21 protein-coding genes and 1 pseudogene are annotated in these 22,285 nt (G+C 37.9%); 14 read left to right on the top strand and 8 right to left on the bottom strand.

Translation table 11 applies throughout. From position 1 onward, the window contains the following. Window positions 1-5: 5 nt before the first annotated feature. Window positions 6-137 carry a hypothetical protein gene (locus tag F6K23_RS10080; protein WP_293154219.1) on the top strand — a complete coding sequence of 44 codons (132 nt, stop codon included), beginning with the start codon at window positions 6-8 and terminating at the stop codon, window positions 135-137. A 176-nt stretch (window positions 138-313) separates the two neighbouring features. Further along, the gene (locus F6K23_RS10075) at window positions 314-1,801 is read left to right on the top strand and encodes a pitrilysin family protein (protein WP_293154216.1); all 1,488 of its coding nucleotides are present in this window, start codon (window positions 314-316) and stop codon (window positions 1,799-1,801) included. A gap of 197 nt (window positions 1,802-1,998) precedes the next feature. Here F6K23_RS10075 and F6K23_RS10070 read toward each other — a convergent pair whose 3' ends face one another. Next, entirely contained in the window at window positions 1,999-3,165 is a 1,167-nt protein-coding gene (locus F6K23_RS10070) for a histidine decarboxylase (RefSeq protein ID WP_293154213.1), read from the bottom strand. An 808-nt stretch (window positions 3,166-3,973) separates the two neighbouring features. Between F6K23_RS10070 and F6K23_RS10065 the strand changes: the two genes are divergently transcribed. Then, on the top strand, window positions 3,974-4,114 hold the full coding sequence (locus tag F6K23_RS10065; protein ID WP_293154210.1) for a hypothetical protein: 141 nt from the start codon (window positions 3,974-3,976) through the stop codon (window positions 4,112-4,114). Between the two features lie 217 nt (window positions 4,115-4,331). Next, window positions 4,332-4,577: a zinc ribbon domain-containing protein gene (locus F6K23_RS41690; RefSeq protein WP_367267673.1), complete on the top strand. Its 246-nt coding sequence runs from the start codon at window positions 4,332-4,334 to the stop codon at window positions 4,575-4,577. Window positions 4,578-4,748: 171 nt separating this feature from the next. Here the strand turns inward: F6K23_RS41690 and F6K23_RS10055 are convergent, their stop codons facing one another. Continuing rightward, the gene (locus F6K23_RS10055; protein WP_293154207.1) at window positions 4,749-5,540 is read right to left on the bottom strand and encodes a TIGR01548 family HAD-type hydrolase; all 792 of its coding nucleotides are present in this window, start codon (window positions 5,538-5,540) and stop codon (window positions 4,749-4,751) included. Between the two features lie 74 nt (window positions 5,541-5,614). Between F6K23_RS10055 and F6K23_RS10050 the strand changes: the two genes are divergently transcribed. Both F6K23_RS10050 and F6K23_RS10045 read left to right on the top strand, forming a co-directional pair. After that, on the top strand, window positions 5,615-5,914 hold the full coding sequence (locus tag F6K23_RS10050) for a 30S ribosomal protein PSRP-3 (RefSeq protein WP_124143727.1): 300 nt from the start codon (window positions 5,615-5,617) through the stop codon (window positions 5,912-5,914). 1,242 nt (window positions 5,915-7,156) lie between these two features. After that, complete coding sequence (locus F6K23_RS10045) at window positions 7,157-8,230, top strand: bifunctional 2-polyprenyl-6-hydroxyphenol methylase/3-demethylubiquinol 3-O-methyltransferase UbiG (protein ID WP_293154200.1); 1,074 nt, start codon at window positions 7,157-7,159, stop codon at window positions 8,228-8,230. Window positions 8,231-8,298: 68 nt separating this feature from the next. Here F6K23_RS10045 and F6K23_RS41685 read toward each other — a convergent pair. Further along, window positions 8,299-8,433: pseudogene (locus F6K23_RS41685) on the bottom strand (transposase); the annotation flags it as partial. Between the two features lie 128 nt (window positions 8,434-8,561). Here F6K23_RS41685 and F6K23_RS10040 point away from each other — a divergent pair. Both F6K23_RS10040 and F6K23_RS10035 read left to right on the top strand, forming a co-directional pair. Beyond that, entirely contained in the window at window positions 8,562-9,317 is a 756-nt protein-coding gene (locus tag F6K23_RS10040; protein WP_293154197.1) for a hypothetical protein, read from the top strand. Further along, complete coding sequence (locus tag F6K23_RS10035; RefSeq protein ID WP_293154194.1) at window positions 9,310-9,657, top strand: zinc ribbon domain-containing protein; 348 nt, start codon at window positions 9,310-9,312, stop codon at window positions 9,655-9,657. Before F6K23_RS10040 ends, F6K23_RS10035 begins: the two co-directional genes overlap by 8 nt. Here F6K23_RS10035 and F6K23_RS10030 read toward each other — a convergent pair. Beyond that, window positions 9,652-9,909 (bottom strand): helix-turn-helix domain-containing protein, encoded by a 258-nt coding sequence (locus F6K23_RS10030; RefSeq protein WP_293154191.1) that lies wholly within the window; start codon window positions 9,907-9,909, stop codon window positions 9,652-9,654. The genes F6K23_RS10035 and F6K23_RS10030 overlap by 6 nt on opposite strands. A gap of 1,531 nt (window positions 9,910-11,440) precedes the next feature. Here F6K23_RS10030 and F6K23_RS10025 point away from each other — a divergent pair. The 3 genes from F6K23_RS10025 (at window position 11,441) to F6K23_RS10015 (ending at window position 13,635) form a co-directional block, all read left to right on the top strand. Beyond that, entirely contained in the window at window positions 11,441-12,088 is a 648-nt protein-coding gene (locus F6K23_RS10025) for a histidine phosphatase family protein (RefSeq protein ID WP_293154188.1), read from the top strand. 154 nt (window positions 12,089-12,242) lie between these two features. Then, window positions 12,243-13,004, top strand: coding sequence for a YebC/PmpR family DNA-binding transcriptional regulator (locus F6K23_RS10020; protein WP_293154185.1), 762 nt, complete (start codon window positions 12,243-12,245; stop codon window positions 13,002-13,004). A 352-nt stretch (window positions 13,005-13,356) separates the two neighbouring features. After that, window positions 13,357-13,635 carry a hypothetical protein gene (locus tag F6K23_RS10015; protein ID WP_293154182.1) on the top strand — a complete coding sequence of 93 codons (279 nt, stop codon included), beginning with the start codon at window positions 13,357-13,359 and terminating at the stop codon, window positions 13,633-13,635. Between the two features lie 432 nt (window positions 13,636-14,067). Here F6K23_RS10015 and F6K23_RS10010 read toward each other — a convergent pair whose 3' ends face one another. The 4 genes from F6K23_RS10010 to F6K23_RS09995 all read right to left on the bottom strand — a co-directional run bounded on the left by F6K23_RS10010 (window position 14,068) and on the right by F6K23_RS09995 (window position 18,411). Continuing rightward, a complete protein-coding gene (locus F6K23_RS10010) occupies window positions 14,068-14,880 on the bottom strand; it encodes a class I SAM-dependent methyltransferase (protein ID WP_293154179.1) in 813 nt (270 codons plus the stop codon). A gap of 938 nt (window positions 14,881-15,818) precedes the next feature. Then, a complete protein-coding gene (locus F6K23_RS10005; RefSeq protein WP_293154176.1) occupies window positions 15,819-16,505 on the bottom strand; it encodes an RNA methyltransferase in 687 nt (228 codons plus the stop codon). 38 nt (window positions 16,506-16,543) lie between these two features. After that, entirely contained in the window at window positions 16,544-17,344 is an 801-nt protein-coding gene (locus F6K23_RS10000) for a metallophosphoesterase family protein (RefSeq protein ID WP_293154173.1), read from the bottom strand. 302 nt (window positions 17,345-17,646) lie between these two features. After that, window positions 17,647-18,411, bottom strand: a complete 765-nt coding sequence (locus tag F6K23_RS09995) for a DUF1995 family protein (protein ID WP_293154170.1) — start codon at window positions 18,409-18,411, stop codon at window positions 17,647-17,649. Window positions 18,412-18,633: 222 nt separating this feature from the next. Here F6K23_RS09995 and F6K23_RS09990 point away from each other — a divergent pair, with 222 nt between their 5' ends. The 3 genes from F6K23_RS09990 (at window position 18,634) to F6K23_RS09980 (ending at window position 22,117) form a co-directional block, all read left to right on the top strand. Beyond that, window positions 18,634-19,878 (top strand): hypothetical protein, encoded by a 1,245-nt coding sequence (locus tag F6K23_RS09990; protein WP_293154167.1) that lies wholly within the window; start codon window positions 18,634-18,636, stop codon window positions 19,876-19,878. Window positions 19,879-20,492: 614 nt separating this feature from the next. Next, on the top strand, window positions 20,493-21,398 hold the full coding sequence (locus F6K23_RS09985; RefSeq protein WP_293154164.1) for a RimK family alpha-L-glutamate ligase: 906 nt from the start codon (window positions 20,493-20,495) through the stop codon (window positions 21,396-21,398). 155 nt (window positions 21,399-21,553) lie between these two features. Continuing rightward, window positions 21,554-22,117: a Uma2 family endonuclease gene (locus F6K23_RS09980; RefSeq protein ID WP_293154161.1), complete on the top strand. Its 564-nt coding sequence runs from the start codon at window positions 21,554-21,556 to the stop codon at window positions 22,115-22,117. Window positions 22,118-22,285 lie beyond the last annotated feature (168 nt).

Raw genomic sequence — 22,285 nt, 5'->3', positions numbered from 1 at the left:
GCAAAGTGTGGGGAGTGTGGGGAGTGTGGGGAGTGTGGGGAGTGTGGGAAGAAAGAGCAAGTAGGAGGAATAATAGAGAGAGCGATTTTTCTGTCATAGTTACCCCTACAGGACTTATGCAGAACCGTCATATCTAGTAGGGGCGAATGGCATTCGCTCCCTCCTCCCTACTCCCTCCTCCCTACTCCCTACTCCCTACTCCCTACTCCCTACTCCCTACTCCCTATTCCCTATTCCCTATTCCCTATTCCCTGTTCCCTGTTCCCTATTCCCTATTCCCTATTCCCTATTCCCTTTCATACCAAAACAAACAATGCTTTCTAACTACAAAAGAAAAATTACTAGATCCAAAATTTTCATCACAGCATTTTTAGCCGTAGTAATGCTGTTAGCTATTTTAGGGCAAATACCAGCCATAGCTCTAACTCCAGCCAAACATTATACCGAACTGGAATTTCCCCCACTACCAGAATTAGAACTACCGGAGTACACTCGCTTTCAACTTGATAATGGCATCGTTGTCTATCTTATGGAAGACCATGAATTACCCCTAATAGGTGGCAGAGCAATATTCCGGACAGGTTCAAGATTTGAACCCGAAGATAAAGCAGGGTTAGCAGACTTAACTGGGACTGTCATGCGTACAGGTGGTACAACCCAACATTCTCCTGAAAAAATAAATCAAATACTCGAACAAAAAGCAGCAGTAGTAGAAACAAGTATCGGTGGTACTGCTGGTAGTGCCAGGTTCAGTTGCCTCACTGAAGACTTGACAGAAGTATTTGGATTATTTACCGAAGTCATTCGCGAACCTGTATTTGCTCCAACAAAGCTAGAGTTTTACAAACAACAATGGCAAGGTGCAATTGCTCGTCGGAATGACGACCCTGAATCTATTGTTGGTCGTGAGTTCCAAAAATTGATTTATGGGACAGAAAGTCCTTATGCTCGAACTGTTGAATATGAAACCCTCAACAACATTTCCCAGGAAGATTTAATTGATTTCTATGCTAAATATTTCCATCCTGAGAATATGATTTTGGGAGTAGTAGGAGATTTTCAGACCAAACAGATGCGATCGCTCATTACAGAGCAATTTAGCAACTGGCAACCAAGCATTAAAGCAGTGAAACCTCCCCTACCAAAAGTTAGTCAAGCTCAAGTCGGTGATATGTTTTTTATTGACCAACCTCAGCTAACTCAAAGTTATGTACAAATGGGTCATTTAGGCGGAAAATTAGATAATCCTGATTATACAGCTTTGAGCGTAATGAATGGGGTACTTAATGGTTTGGGAGGACGCTTGTTTAATAATATTAGATCGCGTCAAGGTTTAGCCTATTCAGTTTCTGCTTATTGGAGTCCTAATTATGATTATCCAGGAGTATTCATCGCTGGGGGTGAAACTCGTTCGGATGCAACTGTACCATTTATCAAATCTGTTAATGAAGAAATTGAACGTATTCGCACTCAACCTATTACAAAAGAGGAACTGACCCATGCTAAAGATTCAACTCTCAACTCATTTATTTTCAACTTTCAAGATCCAGCTCAAACCTTATCCCGTTTGATGAGATATGAATATTATGATTATCCTCAAGATTTCATTTTCCGTTATCGTCAGGAAATAGAAAATATTACTGTTGAGGATGTGCAAAGAGTAGCTCAAAAATATTTGCAACCAGATAAAATTGTAACTTTAGTTGTTGGTAACCAAGAAGCAATTCAACCACCTCTGAGTAGTCTCGGAAATGATCTTAAAATTACTTCAATAGATATCACAATTCCAGAACCTAGTTAAATAAATGAGTAGGGGCGAACGGCCGTTCGCCCCTACAGTAGTAGGGTTCGTTGCAACGCACCTAACACCAGGGACATAATTTTGAACTGATATTAAAACCTAAGACCTACCACTTTCTTCTAACTACTCCGTCGTTTATTTATGAGTATTCTACTGGACATGATATCACTGATTCAATCAACTCCACTAGATACAAATTAAGCTAACAAATCTTCGATAAATAAGTCAATTTTCATTTGAGAAAGATGTTGCATCACAACAATATGAGCTAAAGAACCCTGAGTAGCTAATTGCCACTTCTGACAAATATTGATTGATGGTTTATCAAATACAACCGTAGTTGAAAAATCATTTAAAAAAGGCTTGTACCCAATCTCTTCTAGACGTTTATACAAATACCGAGCATTTTCTAAACAACTTGAAACTTCTGTAGCAAACTGTTGACCTCTGGTCATAATAGCATACCAAAGAAATAAGCAAGCAAGCCCACTACGAGAACCTGTAATAGTTGTATCATTACAGCCAATATATTCAATTTTGTGCCGAATTTTTTCAGTATAACTTTGATGAGTTAAAACAATTCCATAAGGAATAGGAGAACCAAAAAATTTATGACCACTAACAGCAATACTACCAATGGGATAATCCTGAAAACTAATTTTTGGAGCACCTTCCATATAAGGTAATAACATTCCTCCTAATGCACCATCACAATGAATATAAAAAGGAACTTTTAGTTTTTCTAAAATATCAACTGTTGGCTCTATTCGATCCACTGCTCCTCTCATTGTGGTGCCTAAGTTGAGATTGAGAATAACACTGTGATTCGTTCGTTTTGATATTTCTTGTTTGAGATGTTCGTAATCTATTTCCCCATTAGGTTGAGAGTTAATAACTACATGAGGTATTTTCAACATACAGGCCGCTTTGGCAATGGAATAATGAGTATCTTTCGAGGAGTAGAGAATTGCATCAGGGAGTAACTCTCGACCTAAAAACATACCATAGATATTTCCTTCCGTACCACAACTGGTAACGTATCCCCACTCTGCTTCTAAGTGAAAAAGTTCAGCTAACCAAGAAATACATTGTTGCTCAATATTTTTGTTTTGAATATACCAGTATCCAGACTCCCACGGATCGCCTAAATTATTGATTAGATATTGAAAGAAAGGTATCAGAGGGGTGTAATTAAAATTAAGATTGAGTGGATAGCCAATGAAAAATTCTGTAGACTCAGCAATACTTTTTTCTAAAGTCTTCAAAATTTCTTGTTGTTCTGGGAGAGGAGATGAAAATCTTGTCGTTTGACTGTTGTTATTGATAGGATTTAATTTTTCCCTGACATTAGTTAAATTTTTCATAGTTCTTGAATACTGGTTTTTAATTTGTTGTTGAGTAGTTAAATTTTGACTTTTCGTTTTGGCAGAGCTTTATTGTTTTCACTCAGTTTATATTGTGGCTTATGTGAATAGTTGGCTAAACTAAGAGCCTGCTATGACTACTATAGTCATTCTGAATAAGACTGGAACACTTTTTCAGCTGAAACTCTTTCAAGGCAAGAAACCTTTGTCTCAATCTTAACTGGAATGACTATATATGATATATGAGTTTATATGAAATCATGATTACCTATGTTTGTCAAGACATAAAATTATGATGACTACCGCAAATAAAGTTTTAATAGTAGTTGTATATCAAAACCAGAGGGAAATTCAAGATTTGGAGATGGATCGAAAATTTTAAAAAATGGGGTTACACAACTAAGGATGAAATACCTATGGTGCAAGTCACCTATGGGTTTTGTTACACTCATACTAAGCGATCGCATGGGTATATCCCCCAAAGACTATCATCCTAAGTAGTCAATATAAAACCAAAATGGGTTCTATTTAAAAATTTAGGGGGAGTTTGGGGAGTTTGGAAAGATAGGTGAATCTGGAGGCAAATTTCCACTTTTTTTGCTGCAAACAGCTCACTGTAAAACACCGGAAACAAAACCCGCCCAATAATAAGGGTTAATAAACGCATACTCTTTCTGGCATAACAACGCCAGGTTAAATTTCATATCCTCAACCCGTTTTTGATCTAAATGTTGCTTGAAGACCCGCGCTTTGCTGTAAGGAAGCGTCGTATGAAACCAATCAATAGAAAAAAGGAGGGGGGTGGGAAGTGTGGGGAGTGTGGGGAGTGTGGGGAGTGTGGGAAGTGTGGGAAGTGTGGGGAGTGTGGGGAGTGTGGGGAGTGTGGGGAGTGTGGGGAGTGTGGGGAGTGTGGGGAGTGTGGGAAGCACAGGATCTCAAAAAAATATAGGGTTGTAAATATTCTCTGACGACAAAGAATTAGCCCTGCTCCCGGGAGGGGAGCAAGAGGGGTGGGTAGTGACGCCAACTGGTCCGAGTTAGTCAGGCAATTAGAGTACAAAGCTGATTGGTATGGTCGTCAATTACAGCAGTTTCGGAGTTAGTGAGGTACAAAATTTTAGGACTTTAGGCAACAGCTCCGGAAGGCAACAGGCAACAGAGAATTAATGAACTGTACCTCACGCTTCCTAAAAAGTGCTGTAATCAAAATTGACCGAAATTTTCCCAGTTCTAAGCGTTGCTCTAGTTGCGGTAACATAGTAGAAAAATTACCTCTAAGTATCAGAGAATGGAATTGCCCCGAGTGTTCTTCTCACCATGACCGCGACTTAACGAAGTCAGAAGTCAGAAGTCAGATAGGGGAGCCGTCGGATTGGCGACGTACTGTGGAGCGCGCTTTTAGACCCGAATAGAGTAAATCTCGGAAGGCGGGTGCTAAGAAACAGAAAGCCCCTAACAGCGATGGAGCAGGAATCCCGCCCTGTCTTGTAAGAGCAGCGTCGGGAGCATGTCAAGGTCAATAGAATTATGTGATTAAGCCTAGAACAATCGCTTAAATTGTTCAAGTTATTTTTACACGGCTACTAACCACCACTCAAAGCGCAAGCGATAGCTTCTTCAGACAATTCTTCGATATTACTCAAAACCACCTTTGCCCCTGCCTCCAACAGTTTTGCACTATAAGCCTCTCGCCTTGTCTGACTTTCCTGCACATGGGGAGGCAACACACCCACCCCTGTCCAACTTCTCGACGGCATCACTTGACGAGCATTCTCCACCGTATACATATCTCCCACTGTATCGCCAGCATAAATCACAGGTAGATTTTCAGCTAAACCATGCTGTTTTTCCAATGTCTTCAATACCGCAAACAACCCCGTGGGGTCAGGTTTTCCGGGTGCATCCTCCATTGCCACCACTACAGGGGAACTCAACCCTAACTTACCCTCCAAAACATAAGCCACTTCTGCCCGCATTGCCCCACTAAAAAATCCCCAAAAAAATCCTGCTGCTGTCAGTCTCTGAAAATAACCAGAACTTACCAACAATGGTTCAGTACAAATATAACCAGTCCAATTATCTTCATTGGGACCCCGATAACGAGACTGAAAAAAAGCTACTAACTTTTGATAATCTAAACCAACATTCTCTCTTTTTTGACCTTGGCCTTCAAAATAGCGATAAATTAACTCTCGCGAAGCCTCCCAGTCATTATTCCAAACTCCCTCAGATTTTAGTTGGTCAATATCTGTCAAAGTGGGGCAAAATGTGCCGGATGTAAAATGCTCTACCGTATCCGCGATCGCCCGTCGATAAGACCCTCCAACATTCCGAATTACACCATCAATATCAAAAACTAAAATTGCTTTGTCCATCACTCAATTTCCGTGGTAAGATTAAATATTGTGCAAAGTTTTGAAATAAGCCTAATATTGGCTCTGGAGGTAAATTGTCCAAATTTATACTTAAAGTAGTTTGGTTAGAAGATAATGTAGCACTTGCGGTAGATCAAGTGGTAGGAAATGGTACTAGCCCCTTAACTTGTTACTTTTTCTGGCCTCGTAATGATGCTTGGGAAGAATTAAGAAAAGAAATAGAAGCCAAACATTGGATTAATGAATCAGACCGGGTCGATCTTCTCAATCAAGCTACTGAGATAATTAACTACTGGCAAGAAGAGGGAAGAAGACGGCCAATGACAGAAGTTCAATCAAAATTTCCAGAAATAGTTTTTACAGGGACTAATTAGAAGTTAAAAGTTAAAAGTAAAAATTAACTTCAGAATATTAGGAACATTAAGCTTAAGTAGAAAGACAAAATTATTTGTATATTGACACTTATACCAAGTCCCGTTAAGATTATTCTGAAAAAAATTCAAGTTTTTGTCCAGAGAGGCTCTGCGTAATTACTTAAATAACTAATAATAACTGGATTTGGTATCAGATATATTTCATCTTCCCTCTCTTGGTTGATTGGATATGGCAAGGAAACCTTGCCTTTCTTAAACTATCTGCTTTTTACTAACGCAAGGTAGCATATCTTTTGCCTTTTCCCTATATCGACCATTAGTTCAATTAATTTAATACAGGTACTTAATAGTTATCGAAAATATTGTCTTTAGTTTTTAAATGGATGACTTAGAGCTGATTTATAAAGTAAATATTAAGAGGCTGAATCTCTGGTAATACAAGGGTTTTGGGAGTTATAGTTCAATAATGCCTTAATCCCTGAGAGTTAGATGAAATAAGGGTTTTAGCTAAGTTTAAAAATCAGCTCTTAGTTACCAAATAATTAAGGTTTAGATCTTTGCCTGATTTTGGTACAAGCTGTCGCCCTACAAGCAGAAACAAGAATTTTTTTTCCTTTTAGTCAATTCTCTTCTTTTCAAGAAGAGGTCATTTCAGTTATCAGGTACGCCTCCTCCGGAGGAGCGACGCTAACAGTACCTCCTGCAATAAGGAGGCTTGACATAAGGAATATTCTATTTTCTCTTGGTCGATTGGATATGGCGAGGAGACCCGTTCTTGCAGACCTGCTCTGCTCATGCCATCCCTACAGGAAGCTCCGAAGATCGACTGCTTTTGATCCCCTTAAAAGGGGAGGCGCATACCCAGAATTTTTCGGTAATTATCAATTTGAGATGTAGTTTCTGTTAAGATCAATTTATAGCAATGTGCGCTGGCATATTTACAAATTACAGTAACTGTCCAATAGCTAAAAGCCTGATATTATCGGTTTTTTATTCCCCCTGTTGCCTGTTGCCTGTTGCCAGATGAGCTGCGCACAGCGCTATACTTGATCAAATATTCAGGTTTTAATCAGTTATATTTTTCTTTTGGGTTTAATACCCTGTCGTCTACAGGGTTTTGACAATTGCCTGGGGTTTGAGTCCCCATCCACTTTTTCTTTCTTCCTTCTTCAACAATAGTTAGTTGATGTCAATAATATTATACTAACACTGTCAAAAAATTAATTAAAGCAGAATCTGCTGATGAACCAGGAACAGACATTATTCATAAGTGATCAACTGCCACTTGTAACTTCTCCAGCTATTCTCAAAAAAGCTGTTATATATAAGCTTGATAGCTATATTTCAGGACGTGGTGAGTTAGCGTTTCCATGTCTACCTGGTATGCTTGAGCATTACATAAATATTGTAGAAAGCTTGTTTTCTCACCTGGGTAGACCAATGCCCAAGGAAAGACAACTACAATTACGTCAAATGATAGAAAGGAAGTTGACAGAGGGGTTTAATGTTTCTACAAGTTCAATATTAGTTATTCAGTATGAATTAGTGAAGCCTCCCAAAAAAGGTATGGCTTGCCAAGTAACTGTTCGTAGCCCAACTTTAGAGGAACAGTACCAGTCTTGGGTAGAGAAGAGAAAGCCTCCCTTGTTTGGTTCTCACCCTGATGCTAGAGTATTAGCAACTGTGGCAGAATTTCGTAAAAACACTTCATTAAAAATATTAGATGTGGGTGGGGGAACAGGTAGGAATGCTTTACCTTTGGCACGAAAAGGTCATTCTGTAGATGTTTTAGAGTTAACCCCTGCTTTTATTGAACAGTTGCAAACAGCTATCGCTACAGAAAATTTATCTATGAATGTGGTTAAGGGAGATATTCTCGACCCACTGACACGAATGCAGCCAGCTTTTTATCAGTTGGCGATCGCCACAGAAGTAGTATCTCATTTTCGCGATGTAGAGCAACTGCGATTATTTCTAGCAAAAATGTCTGATTTTATTTGTCCTGGTGGTATGCTTCTGTTCAATATATTTTTAACCGTAGATGGGTATGTACCGGATGAGTTAGTCCGAGAGATGGCACAGTTATCTTGGTCGAGTTTGTTCACTGCTAAGGAGTTTGCCACAGCGATGCAGAGTTTACCCTTAGCGATCGTTTCTAATGAGTTAGTTATAGAATATGAACGTCAACATCTGCCTCAAACAGCTTGGCCTCCTACAAGTTGGTTTGAAAGTTGGGCGACTGGTAGAGATATATTTCCTCTAGCCAATGGTAGACCACCTGTAGAATTGAGGTGGATATTATGTCGGCGGATGTAGTCAAGATTTAGTAGTTTTGAACGGCTTTGTTGCATGAATGTTGCGATCACGACAACCCTTCTATTTGTCCCATACGCTAATCCAAACAAACTACTGAGAATGACCATTAGTTTTATAGCTACATCACTATAAATATTAGATGCTCCCCTACGTCCAGTCTTCTGTTGGTTTACCCACTGCTCTATCACTTCATCATTTAGCCAAAATGTTAGACTGCTTCATAAAACCGATATAAAACGTCATAATGTGACATTTTACTGTTTACTTCCTGCTTCCACCGGAACTGTCGGCAGCAGCAAGTAGATATTGCTTTAATCAAGCCATAGCTAAAATGCGCAAACATGGTTTTATTTCTAAATACGATTTGCGTAAAGTAATCTTAAACAGTGACTTACCAGATTGGATTAAAAAATCACCATATCATCTTAAAGTGAATGCAATTTATGATGCTAACGCTGCATTTAAAGCTAGTCGTAAAAGTGGGACGAAAAAGCCTTGTTGCGGAAAATTCCGTTCAATTAGAGACCGAATACAATCAATTAAATTTAGGGTCGAAGACTTTAAAAAAGGTACTTGGTTACCATCAGTAACAAAAGGATTAAAGTTATTCGCATCAGAGTTAATTCCGAGTATTAATGTTGAATACCAGCAAAAGCAAAAAGATGGGACATATAAAGTTTGTGTGAGAGAACAATCTTGGAATGCAGAAACTCAATTAGTTTATGACAAAAAACGCTGGTTTGCTGTATTTCCGGTGGAGTTTAAACCAGAAACATCGAAGAGTAAATCTATTATTGCATTAGACCCTGACGTTCGCAGTTTTTTAACGGGTTTTGATGGAGAAAAGTTTATTGATATCGGTATGGGAGATATTACTAGAATTTTTCGGTTGGGGCAGCATATTGATCAAATAATCTCTGTTAAAACTAAATTAAAAGGTCGTAACAATAAGTACAAAAGACAGCGAGTAAGCCAGAAAATTAATAGCTTGTTTATTAAAGTAAGAAACCTTATAGATGAAGTCCATAAAAAAGTAGCAAAATGGTTAACAACTGAGTATCGCATGATCTTTATCCCAAATGAGTGAGTCATCCCAAATGGTTGCCAAATCAGGAAAAAAGAAACGCAAGCTTACCTCAAAAACAGTCCGCCAAATGCTAAGTTGGGCACATTATGGTTTTAAACAAACTCTTAAGTTCCATGCTTTAAAACGAGGTGCAACCGTAATAGATGTAACTGAAGAGTATACATCTAAAACTTGTACAAAGTGCGGTCATGTTCATAAAAACTTGGGAGGCTCAAAGCATTTTAAATTTTCGCACTGCGGTCACTCAATACCAAGAGATTGGAATGGCGCTTTGGGGATATTCCTCAAAGCATTGCGAGATACCGCCAATGTAGATGGTTTTGCCGTCACATTGCTATGAACGGTTTTCCCGACTTTTGCCGGGAATTGCCGGGCTTGATGTATCTGTACTTTTGATATAGGATTCAATATCATAGCGTCTTTGTCCCGATGGGGTTTTTATGGCATTTATTTGACCACTTTGTTCCCATTTGACCAACGTGCGCACATCAACTCCTAATATCTCAGCAGCTTCTCTTGGTTTGACAAATTTCACTACTTTATTTTTGATATCAACTAGCGCATTATACTGCGTAATGACGTAACTTGTCAACTAAGTTTTAACTCCCTCTCTGTTTTAAGGAAGCATCATACTCAGACCAGTTGCTGAGGAGGTACTGAGACTTAGACTTATATAATGTCCACTGGGGCGTGTTTGTGTAAAACCAAGGGTGAATATCTACAGGAAATTTAGGTTTTTTCAAGTTTTTAAGCCTTCTTCCCTCTTCCTTCTTCCTCACAGGAGTGGGCATTCCCTCTCTTGGTCAGCATTCCCTCACAGGAGTGCGCGTTCCGCAAGCGAGCTATCGTCGTCGCGGGGTCTGACCGCTTGAGTCTGTCGCCGACGCGGGGTCGCACCGCTTCTTCCTTACCTTCACGCTTACAATACCGATTCTCAAAAAAAATAGCCCCCTCTTCTTGAGGAAGCTTAAGCTAATTACAACACACAAACCAATAAAATAATAATTAACAAATAAGTTAATACTTAATTTATTTATATATATATACTAGCAGCTATTTCCGTATTTTTACATAAAGAAACGATAAAGATACTGAAAAGTTTTATGAAGATTTTGTAAAGAAAGAGGATAGTTATGACTTTTGTTTTATAAGTAGGGCTTGCTGATTAATTATAAAAGTATTGATATATAAAGCTTTGAGTACTGTGAGGGTCGAAAAAAGTGCCAGGTATCATGTTGAAAACGCTCAAAAAGCTAGTATTTTAGGCAAGAGTGGAGCAGAGCAATCTTGGGACAAAACTTAGCTCCTACCTCCTCGCTCATTCCCCGTTCTTCCTGTCTCCTGTCTCCTGTCTCCTGTCTCCTGTCTCCTGTCTCCTGTCTCCTGTCTCCTGTCTCCTGTCTCCTGTCTCCTGTCTCCTGTCTCCTGTCTCCTGTCTCCTACCCCTACAAAAAAGCTTTTTTCAGCAAACCCTAAGTAATGCCAAACGCCATAAAGTAATGGGACAATAGTCAAGATTTAAAGATGGAAGTAACCATAGAGTATAGATATCCGATGAGATGGGAGTATATCATTTCAACTATAGCCCTACACAAATATGCTCTTGACATTCCTCTGTTCCCTATTCCCTCACAGGAGTGCGCATTCCCTCTCTTTGTCGATTGGATATGGCGTTAGGGGAGCGAGTGGCTCTACAAGAGCGGGTTTCCTCGCCATTCCACCCTACGGGAAGCTCCGAAGATTGACCGCTTGCGACTGTCGTCGTCGCGGGGTCATATCAAATCCGTTTTATTGGACATAAAAAAATTCTCCAATCGTCATAACTACGCTCATATTTGTAATTCTCTCTCCTCCTGACTCGGTCTTCCCCCTCCAGGGAGGGGCGCGCGGGTGGGTTGACTCCTCCTGACTTAACCATTCTATAACTGTTTAACCGGATTTGATATCACACCGCTATTCACTGTTCCCTTACAACCAAAATTTATTGTCCTACACTAAAAGACGTAGTGCTATATAATTTTTCAATTTCCTTTTTGCCAAATTATTTTTGATAATTAGTCTGAGGTCTCTCAGACTTCTGAATTGCTATATATTTAAAATTGCAATCTGCAACAGATGAACCTATGTTTAAACAAACAGTCTGGATAGCAAGGCATGGAAACCGTATCGACTTCGTAAACCCCGAATGGTTTAACACTGCTGAAAAACCATACGATCCTCATCTGTCGGATGATGGTGTCATTCAAGCAAAACAACTAGCAAACCGTTTAGTTGGGGAAAATATCACTCAAATTTTTTCCTCTCCCTTTCTGCGAACCGTACAAACTGCCAATGAAGTAGCAGAAGTTCTTGATTTACCTATTAAACTAGATTGGGGCCTGTGTGAATGGTTAAATCCAGAATGGATGCCTACTATGCCAGAAACTCTATCCCTAGAAATAATGGCCAAAGCTTACAACAGAATAGATCTTTCTTACAATGCAGGCACTCCCCAATATCCTGAAACTTGGGAAGCTTGTATGAAGCGCACCGGAGAAACTTCTCAAAGTCTAGTGGCACAGTTTCCCACAGAAAATATTTTATTACTGGGGCACGGAGCTTCAGTCATTGGCACTGCTGCAGGATTAGTAGGTGAAATTGCTAAGATGGAAATTAAAGCCTCTCTTTGTTGTTTAGTTAAAATTGTTCGTGAAAGACAACAATGGGTCATGGAATTAAGTGGGGATACTTCTCATCTAGATCATATAGAAACCAATGTCAGGTTTGTTTAACCTAACTCATAGGTGAGTTTTGAGGAAAGCCATAAAAAGCGTTAAAATATAATTTCGATAGAAGTTTGATAACTATTGTACCAGGATTTTTATGCCTGTGAATAGTTATCAACATTAGTGATGAAAATGTATTTTTTTTACGCTATTTGATTTTATGGCAGGACACAGTAAATGGGCGAATATTAAACGCCAAAAAGCTAGAGTTGATGCCGTTAAAGGCAAAGTGTTCGCTAAAATTTCTCGCCAGATCATTGTTGCTGCCCGTAGTGGGGCCGATCCGGCTGGTAATTTTCAGTTGCGTACAGCGATAGATAAGGCAAAGGTGGCAGGTATTCCCAATGATAATATCGAGCGGGCGATCGCTAAAGGTTCTGGTCAGTTCAATGATGGTAATGAACTTGAGGAAATTCGTTATGAAGGTTATGGGCCAGGTGGGATAGCTATTCTGATTGAGGGACTTACAGATAATCGTAACCGTACAGCAGCAGACCTCAGAAGTGCATTTACTAAAAATGGAGGTAATTTAGGTGAGACTGGTTGCGTAAGTTGGATGTTTAACCACAAGGGTGTGGTGACTATTAAAGGGTCTATTGATGAGGATGAATTATTGGAAGCATCTGTTGAAGGAGAAGCGGAATATTATGAAATGATTTCTGAAGAAGATTTTCAAGGTGCAGAGGTATTTACTGAAACTACTAATTTGGAAAATCTTAGTCAGATGCTACGAGGTAAAGGTTTTGATGTGATTGAAGTTGAGTTTCGGTGGATTGCTAGTAATACTGTTGAGGTGACAGAACCAGACCAGGCACGATCACTCCTCAAGTTAATGGATGCTCTTGACGATCTTGATGATGTGCAGAATGTGACAGCTAATTTTGATATAGCAAATGAACTTATCTCTGCTGCTTTAGTTTAGAGGTTGTTTGTAAAGAATTATGAAGTGTTTTTACCCCTGGCAAATTGGGTATTTCAGGCTATAAATCTGGGATAAATAACCAAGTTGTTACAGTTTAAAGGTCAATCATTGTATATTACAAAACTTTACAAACAGTCTCTTAGATTATTTTTTCCCAGATAATTCTGGGAACAATCTAACTATAATTAAAAGCACAAACTCTCATGGAAATAAAGATGGTTTCTCAACTGGAATCTCAAAAGCACTCAACTATTATTTATCCAGAAAGTGATGGTAAACCCATGGCAGATAATACAAAATAATTTCGTTTAGTCTGCTTTGAGTTTCAGACTTCGTAGCAATTTTCCGGATCATGATATTAGATATCTGTCATGGTATTTTTATACTACATTTTGAAGTGCGGAATGTGGGATTATTGTTATACCAAATTGATCAATGTTTGCTACAAATAGTAGAAGTAATATCATGTCCGGCAGCATCGGTCTTGTATAGCAAAGGTAAGGAAGAAGGAAGAGGGAAGAAGGAAGAGGGAAGAGAGAAGAGGAAGAAAGGCTACCCTCGCAAGAAAAAAACCATTATTTCCTGTAGATATTCACCCTTGGGTTTACACAAACGATATAAACGGACATGATATAAGAAATAAGGAAAAAGGAAAAAGCAAGAAGGAAGAAGGGATAAATATTGAAAAAGAAGGGAAAAAGATAGAGATAACCATCTAAAATGAACTAGAGAAACTATTTTTAGGCATATCTGATAGAGATGCACTTTTTATAGCATTCTTTTTTCAAACTGGTATTACTGATATGGGTGAGCGATCGCTCACCCATACCGCTAAAACATATTAATTTATTGTTCAATTGATGGCACAACAGAACATTTATATAAGTCAATGAAAAATTTTTTAATCTCAGGACTTACGCAAGGAGACTATATGTAGCGTCAACAAAGTTAGGCGATCGTATAGATACCAAAGGGGTTCTATAGAATAAGGTTTCATTGATTGACGCGGTCACCATAAATACTATTCATCTTAGTGAACCTTATGACTATGGGAAATGCTATATCATAGCTTAGTTTCCACAATTAGATAAGCATTACGAAAATAGGGAAATTGGGTAAAGAATTTCAAAAGTAGTTGCCATTGCCAAGGCCAACGTTCTTGATGTAGTTTATAGAGAGGCCAAGCATTGACTACTTGCAATTCCATAGCAGATAAGTCTTGTTCGTTTTTCACAAACCACTTTAGGGGAGCTCCAATTTGAGAGAACATTTTACTAAACATCTTGACATAATTTCCTAGAACTTCCACATCTAAGGTTGCACCTGGAAAACGAGAGCACATCATAGATAGAAGTTGCTGGACTTCATTTACCTCAAAGTAGGGTAGTAAGCCTTCTGCAATAAATAAAATGTTTTCTGGTTCTACATTAGGCAAATTACTCATCCAGTCAAAATCCATAACTGAAGCACTAATAAACTGGTGCTGCTCTGTCTGTGTATCTAATTTAGAACGTAATTCAGTTACCACAGGTAAATCTAGCTCAAACCAACGATAAGCATTCTTTCCAATGCGGTGAAAACGACTAGATAATCCAGCGCCTAATTCCACTACAATCGGATGGGAATGGTTGGTAATATGACGAGATGCTATTTGATCATGCTGGTAAGTTCGGATTGCAACTGCAATACTACTGGCTTTAGCACTTATAGAATATAATTTCTCTAGCTCTTGATCCCAACCCGCGAGTTTTAACCACTCAACAGCTAGTGGATCTTGAAACAGTGGATGAGGATTTGATTGTTCATCAGCTCGTCCCCTGAGTGGAAGAAGTAGGGTGCGAGGTACACCTGTTAATTCAGTAACGATTTGATACATAAAACATTAATATCCTACAATTTATTGAAAATTTTGACTGGGGTTGATTGAATTATTGACTTTAACTTCTGTTACTCACAGCTTGCTGTATAAAAGCTTTTGAGATCCTGTCCGGCCTAAAGGCGCGGAGATTCTACTGAGCCTGAGCTCTTCGGTGGGTTGATGTTTTGCGCTCCGCAAAGCTCCGCTAACACAGGCTGCTGCACCCACCCCTCTTGCTCCCCTCCCGGGAGGGGATGGGGGTGAGTTACGCTTGCCTCCACGTCCGTTTCTTGCTCCGCGTTCCCTTGCGCCTTTCGGCGGCGCGGGTTCGGTGCGCTTTTTTGTCTCCGTTAGCGCAGCTCCTCCGGAGGAGGTATGCCCAAGGAGCGACTAATATATTTATCACGTAGTTTATGTTACCTCAAAATCTAATTATCAACAAGCAGAGCTTAATGACGATTTTCGGAGAGTAAGTTTAGCGTTGGCGGAGCCTAGGGGCAGCTATATCGCTACTCCATACATAAATGCTTTTTTTTGTCAAACCTTATGTTAAGAAAGATGTGGGTAATGGTAAGTTTTCTAGTTGCTCTTCTACCATCGGTTGGAATAATCCTGCACTCAGCCATAGGGTCGTGACTTGGTTTTCCCTAATTGCTGCTCCTATCTCTGTCAGGACTTACGCAAAGCCACTACATATAGTAAATTCAAACTATAGCACTATGGTATATATAGTGTTTTTACCATGAAAATGCGTAAGTCCTGATAGACATATTCAGCATAAGTGAATTATCAAATAACTAAACAAAAAAATATCCGATTTGCCATCATTAATTTTTGATTTTGATAAATTATTTAGGAAATTTATCACTTAAAGAGCAATCAAAATAATAATGATACCAAAATACAGCTACCTCCTAAATAACTAAACGCTTTCTTACTTCTTACTTCTTCCTTATTCAATTACAAATATCTCTGAAAAACTTCTTCTCAATAAGTTCCCCAGCTTTAATAGATTTCCGCAGCCAATTTAATTCCAAATCTAATTTTTCTGTTTCAGTTAATTCCCAATTATTATGCTTTCGTCGCAAACGATTTGTCATATCATATAAACACAAAGCAACACTAACTGAAATATTAAAACTTTCACTAAATCCCTGCATTGGAATTTTTACCGATACATCTGCATTGTTTTGAGCATATTCTGACAACCCATTAATTTCCGAACCAAACATTAATGCTACTTTTGTATTTACAGATAATTGTTCAACAGTGATTTGCTTTGTATGGGGGGTTGTTGCTGCTATAATATAACCCTCACTTCTTAATTTTTTTAAACATTCTTGAGTATTATTTATGCCTTCTTGATTATAGCGGTATAATGTTAACCAGCGGTCTGAACCAACACTAACACCTTGAGTAATTGTGAATATATTTTTATTCTCTATAATATGCACATCTTGTACCCCAAAACTGTCACAACTTCGGAGTACCGCACTAGCATTGTGGGGTTGATAAATATCTTCTAAAATAACAGTAATATGACGGGTTCGTTGATGCAAAATAGATACAATTTTTTCCCAACGAGCATGGGTAACAAATTGACCTAAATAAGTAATTAATTTTTGTTTTTCTTCTAGTTGCATTCAGCATTAATCTAATATTTACAGAGAAACTTCTATAATCACCGATTGTTCTTGAGCTTGAGTTTCTCTTTGTGCTTTTTTTGAGCTAATAAACGTTCTTGCATTACTTCTTTTAAAGTTGGCTTGGGTACATAAGGTTTTACAAGTTCTTCTAGAGGCATTTTCCTAGTTTCATTATTATTAACATTAACTTGATAAACAATATTATTATCAACATCTAATCCTGTTAGCCATCCACTACGAGGATGATACGCACTCGTGTCAATATTTAGCCAACCTGCCCCACGAACTAACTCCCCAGGCTCAACATTATTAAAAGTAAAAGTTATAGTATGACCTATAATCATTAACTTATTGGGAAAGTAAGGTTTTTCAATACCATGAAATTCTTTGCGAATCCAACAATATTCATGATAGGTTTGCTTTTGAATAGGTAGTTCTGGATTTACCCCTGCATGAACTAACCAAATATCTCCTAAGTCTAGATACAGAGGTAGTGATCGAATCCATTCTACATCCTCATAAGGCATAATTCCTGTATCTCTATAACTTTCTACCGTTTCATTCCCTCCACTGTAAAACCAAGCTTCCCATACTCCTTTTTTGCCCCCTTTATCTGAGAGAGCTTGAATCATCATTTGTTCGTGATTTCCCAGGAGACACTCATAAGAGCTATTTCTGACAAATTCTATTACTTGGGAGCTTTTTGGGCCTCGATCTATTAAGTCCCCTAAAAAATACACCTTTTCATCTTTTCCAGGGGCGATCGCCTCTAGCAAAACCATCAGACCATCATAATGCCCATGTACATCGCCAATTATAATACGTCTTTGCTTCATTTTTACTTCTAAAGATTTCCTATAATATCTAGTTTTCCTCTGTCTACTTAATTGCATTAACTAAGGCAAAAAAGACTATTTATGTTAAATTTTAATGTCAGAAAATTTAATTAAAACATCTAAATATATTATTCAATTTATTTATATCTATAATAACACATAGTTTCTGAGGTCAACCGACCCTAATTTTCAGGCAAATCCAGAATGTAGCTAATTTGAAATAAATTGTAGCTTCGATCAAAATTGGGGTCGGCCTACCTTAGACGAAAAATACTTTTAGTAAGTTCATTTCTGCGGAAAATTTAGTTACTTAAAGCACGCAGGAATTTTTGAATTTCAGTTAAAAATCCTTTCCGTCTTGGTGTAGCAGTAGTTTGCTCAGAAGAAGTAGAGCTATCTGTTTTAACTGTAGCAGTAGCTTCAGCTAAAATTATTTCCACCGCATCTCCCATCGGTTTCTCAGGTCGCTCTGCAATTAATTTATATTGGCCATTTTCCTCAAGCCAAACTTGCCAGGGAGAAGGATAACAACGATACAATGCAGCCTCACCAAAAGACTTGATATAGTAGCAAGATTCAATAGTTTTAAGAAATCTTTCGCGGAGTTGGCGTGCTGCATAACCAATTCCTACAATAGATATATCTTCTAATTTAGGAATCAACATCACAACTGGGCGATCGCCTGCCAGATTACACAATTTTTCGGCCTGGGCCACTTCTACAGAAGAAAGGGCAACTAACAGAAAAAACTCGTCTTCCGGTGAAATTCTGCTATCAACTGGAGACCTACTTGTACCAATATCTTCTACTTTTACTTTAAAGGACGCTTCTTGCCAATCTCGTCTTGCTAATGCTGCAGCACCAGTATCAGGAAAGAAGACTTTTGGTTGAATACCTTCTTCAAGTAAAGCAGGGATAAATTGTGCTGCTAGAGATTGAGCTTGAAGTTCAATTTCTGGAATAACTATTTCGATTTGGATTCTACTGTAACCATCCTGGAGAGCTATCTTAGTAGCTTCTATCGCTTGAGCGAGTGCTTCATCTATGTCATTGGGTAGTTTATTCATCTATAAATAGCGATCGATATTTCTAAATTTCTCAACTATACTGTAACTGATAGAAGATTTTCAACAATCTTCAGTACTTTCCATAACATAATAAATCAAACAGGACTTAGGCATGCAACTCCCTTGAAAACGCCATTTGTAGGGGCGAATGGCATTCGCACTCACTCGATAAGCGTGTCCGCGCGTAAGTCCTGATAAATTAAAGTTGAACAAAAGGAAAATATGAGACATCCATTTGAGAATGACCTAGAGACTCTTGAGTCTTTACAAAAAAGTCAAGTTGAACCTAAGCGTAATACTCCTAATGATCCTTCTCAAGGTATAGCAACTACTTTAGCAACAGGGGAAGAAGGTGGTGCTACAACAGAAGCTTTTGATGATTCAGAAAATGGTGGCGAACTGATAGCTACAACCTTAGAACTAGGAGAAGAAGGGGGTACCAGTGAAGCTATAGCAACTACTTTAGCAATAGGAGAAGAAGGTGGTAATCTTCCTGTACCTACGACTCTAGCGCTGGGAGAAGAAGGTGGTCTTACTCCCATAGGAATGCTACCGGGAGAAGCAACAACTCAAGCACTAGGAGAAGAGGGAGGTTTTGCTACTCCTATTAATAATGAAACTCTTACTCAACCAGGTTCTGAAGAAGGTTTCGCAACCACTCAAGCAATAGGAGAAGAAGGTGGTATGACTCCAATAGGAGTGCCACCGGGAGAAGCAACAACTCAAGCAATAGGGGAAGAAGGTGGTTTTGCTACTCCTATTAATAATGAAACTCTTACTCAACCAGGTTCTGAAGAAGGTTTCGCAACAACTCAAGCAATAGGGGAAGAAGGTGGTTTTGCTACTCCTATTAATAATGGAACTCTTACTCAACCAGGTTCTGAAGAAGGTGGTGTCACTACTTTAGCTATAGGAGAGGAAGGTGGAGATTTTAATGAAGAGATTTATCGGCAATCTTATCCTGGTATTGATGTTGCTATCAATAGAGGAGAATTTAGTTCTGCTTTAGAACATTACATTCTGTTTGGACAATTTGAAATTGAACGCATTGGTTTTTTTACTGACAATGATAGTAATGATATTATTAATGCTTTCGGCAACAATACCAGAATTGTTGGTGTTAGTGTTATTGGATATGACCTCATCAACGACCGAGTTATACCTAGTGATTTGGGAACGGGAGAAATTGATATATTAGTTGGTAGTTCGGGAACAGAAGGAGTAGATCAATTTATACTTGGTTCTTCCCCAGGGTCGCCTTTTTATCTTGGTTTTGGTGATTTAGACTTTGCTTTAATTCAAAATTTTGATGTTCCTTTAGACCGAATTCAGTTATCAGGAAGTTTGAATGATTATCGTTTTGAAATAGTTAAGAATTCAGTTAATATATCTACTGTATCAGGAGATTTGATTGCGATCATAGAAAATGTTTCATCTCTAGATAATTTAAACCTTAATTTTATTTAGTTAATAAATGGGAAAGTAGACTTGTAAGCAGAAATATATTCAAACTCATAATATTAGAACTTATACCAGTTTTATTTGAGGTTGCATAGAATGATGAAATTCATTAAATCGATCTATTTTTATCTACGCTTACCTGCGGTCAATTATGCTTGAAGTCAATTATGCTTGAAAGATTATTCTATGCAGCTTCATTTCAATTTGGTATTACGCAATACTAAGGTATTTTCGTCCGAAGCTACTGATAGGGAAGCAATCTCAAATCCTAGTTTTTTGTACCTCATGGGTAAGTCCTGAATATCTACGCTTTTTTCTCCCAAGTCTTCCTTTTCTTTCTCATTCCCTTTCTTCCTTTATAGCAGAAGAAAGAAGGAAGAAGGAAGAAGGAAGAAGGAAAAGTATTACCTTGTCTGAGTTTTAAGTTTTTGATCTGTCCTAACCTTTGCTTCGACTGTTATAAAATACTTGACAGGAGATGTCCCTTTGACTAAAAAGATAAATTACGACTAAAAAATGGGAGCAAAGCAATTCATTCTGACTCCTGAGTCCTGACTCCTGAGTCCTAAGAAATAGCCTAACTATTTGTAGCAAACAGTTGTCAAATTGGTATAACTTTAATGAATATTTTAATCCTCGGCAGTGAAGAAGATATTCATGCTGCCCATCTCAAAAAGTCTCTGATGGAAAAAGGAATAACAGTTGATTATTTAGATACTCGTTTATTTCCCACTAAGTTAAAAATTTCTTGGCAACCTATTAGTCACACAGGATGTTTAATATTTCCAGATGGCAGAAAATGGAATTTAGCAGATATAAATAAAATTTTTTGGCGGACTTTTGCCGGGGTAAATGTTCCGAAATTAACTGATTCATATCAGGAGAGAATAGCAGTTAATGATTCGATGGGTTTATTACGTTCTTTTATGCGGTCTAAACCTGAAAAATGGGTGAATAGTTGGGATGCTTATGAATTTCATAAAGAAAAACCTTTGCAATTAAGTTTAGCTAATAAAATAGGCGTGACTATTCCCGCGACTATTATTACTAATAATGCTGATGAAATTTTAGAATTTTCTCAAACATTTAAAGATGTAATTTTTAAACCTGTTTATGGAGGTTCTCATACTCAATTTTTAACGAAAGAACATCTAGAAATTAATCGGATGAAATTAGCATTAAGAATTTCTCCGGTAACTATCCAAGAATTTATTCCTGGTACAAATATTCGTAGTTATGTGATTGGAGAAAAAGTTTATTCTGCTGAAATTCGGAGTAGTTCCTTAGATTTTCGGGAAGATAAACGAGCAAAATTAATCTATTTAGAAACACCAGAGGATATGAAAAAACAATGTTTAGCTATTACTAAAGCATTCGGATTAAAATGGACTGGTATTGATTGGCGATTTAAACCTAATGGAGACTTTGTTTTCTTGGAGGCGAATTTTAGCCCGATGTTTCTTCATTTTGAAAGGGAAACAGGTTGTCCGATAACTGAGGATTTGATTGAACTATTAACAAGTTAACTAGCTACCAGCTTAAAAATTTGTGTATAGATAATGGTATCTGTTTGCGGAGCATTCCGGACTAAAACGCTTTTTAAAGTTAGGCAAGAATATTTATCGTAAATATAATTGTTATATATAAGCAAATTCATGTAACTATTCTTAAGGAGTTGGAAATGTCTATACAATTATTGCGACGACTATTTACTGTAGAGCAGTACTATAAAATGCTGGAAGCAGGAATATTAACTGAAAATGAACGAGTAGAACTAATCCGAGGAGAAATTGTCAAAATGTCCCCTATTGGTATTCATCACGCAGCTTGTGTGGACCGTATTAACGAACTATTCTTTTTGCGTTTAGCAAAAACTGTTACTGTGAGAATTCAAAATCCTGTGAGATTGAATAATAATTCTGAACCAGAACCAGATATAAGTTTGCTGCAACGACGACCAGATTTTTATCAGACTCAACATCCTCAACCGGAAGATGTATTTCTCCTCATAGAAGTGTCAGATACAACAGTTAAATATGACCAAGAAGTAAAAATTCCTTTATATGCTGAGAATAATATTGTTGAAGTTTGGTTGGTGAATCTGACTGAAAAATGTCTGGAAGTTTATCGACAACCTACTGCGAATGGTTATGAAATTGTGCAGACTTTTAAGAGCGGTGAAACTGTAACAATTCAAGCTTTGCCTAATGTGACTTTTACTGTTGATGAAATATTGGGAGATTAACAGAAATTTTCAACATTAATTACCCAATACTATATAAATTTATTGTGTTCTGAGTATTAGTAAAAAAAGCTTTGAGCTATAACTAAAAAATAGCTGAATGCTGAATACAATTATTCTCAAGGAGTTGAAAATGTCTGTACAATTATTGCGACGACTATTTACTGTAGA

Source organism: Okeania sp. SIO2C9, from assembly GCF_010672455.1.
GTDB lineage: Bacteria > Cyanobacteriota > Cyanobacteriia > Cyanobacteriales > Microcoleaceae > Okeania.
The sequence above is the reverse complement of the archived record's forward strand: the minus strand, read 5'-3'. Positions and strand labels throughout refer to the sequence as shown.

Coding starts and splice junctions, on each gene's coding strand:
- F6K23_RS10075 (WP_293154216.1), top strand. CDS start 314: ATGCTTTCTAACTACAAAAGAAAAATTACTAGATCCAAAATTTTCATC.
- F6K23_RS10070 (WP_293154213.1), bottom strand. CDS start 3,165: ATGAAAAATTTAACTAATGTCAGGGAAAAATTAAATCCTATCAATAAC.
- F6K23_RS41690 (WP_367267673.1), top strand. CDS start 4,332: ATGAACTGTACCTCACGCTTCCTAAAAAGTGCTGTAATCAAAATTGAC.
- F6K23_RS10055 (WP_293154207.1), bottom strand. CDS start 5,540: ATGGACAAAGCAATTTTAGTTTTTGATATTGATGGTGTAATTCGGAAT.
- F6K23_RS10045 (WP_293154200.1), top strand. CDS start 7,157: ATGAACCAGGAACAGACATTATTCATAAGTGATCAACTGCCACTTGTA.
- F6K23_RS10040 (WP_293154197.1), top strand. CDS start 8,562: ATGCGCAAACATGGTTTTATTTCTAAATACGATTTGCGTAAAGTAATC.
- F6K23_RS10035 (WP_293154194.1), top strand. CDS start 9,310: ATGAGTGAGTCATCCCAAATGGTTGCCAAATCAGGAAAAAAGAAACGC.
- F6K23_RS10025 (WP_293154188.1), top strand. CDS start 11,441: ATGTTTAAACAAACAGTCTGGATAGCAAGGCATGGAAACCGTATCGAC.
- F6K23_RS10020 (WP_293154185.1), top strand. CDS start 12,243: ATGGCAGGACACAGTAAATGGGCGAATATTAAACGCCAAAAAGCTAGA.
- F6K23_RS10015 (WP_293154182.1), top strand. CDS start 13,357: ATGATATTAGATATCTGTCATGGTATTTTTATACTACATTTTGAAGTG.
- F6K23_RS10010 (WP_293154179.1), bottom strand. CDS start 14,880: ATGTATCAAATCGTTACTGAATTAACAGGTGTACCTCGCACCCTACTT.
- F6K23_RS10005 (WP_293154176.1), bottom strand. CDS start 16,505: ATGCAACTAGAAGAAAAACAAAAATTAATTACTTATTTAGGTCAATTT.
- F6K23_RS10000 (WP_293154173.1), bottom strand. CDS start 17,344: ATGAAGCAAAGACGTATTATAATTGGCGATGTACATGGGCATTATGAT.
- F6K23_RS09995 (WP_293154170.1), bottom strand. CDS start 18,411: ATGAATAAACTACCCAATGACATAGATGAAGCACTCGCTCAAGCGATA.
- F6K23_RS09990 (WP_293154167.1), top strand. CDS start 18,634: ATGAGACATCCATTTGAGAATGACCTAGAGACTCTTGAGTCTTTACAA.
- F6K23_RS09985 (WP_293154164.1), top strand. CDS start 20,493: ATGAATATTTTAATCCTCGGCAGTGAAGAAGATATTCATGCTGCCCAT.
- F6K23_RS09980 (WP_293154161.1), top strand. CDS start 21,554: ATGTCTATACAATTATTGCGACGACTATTTACTGTAGAGCAGTACTAT.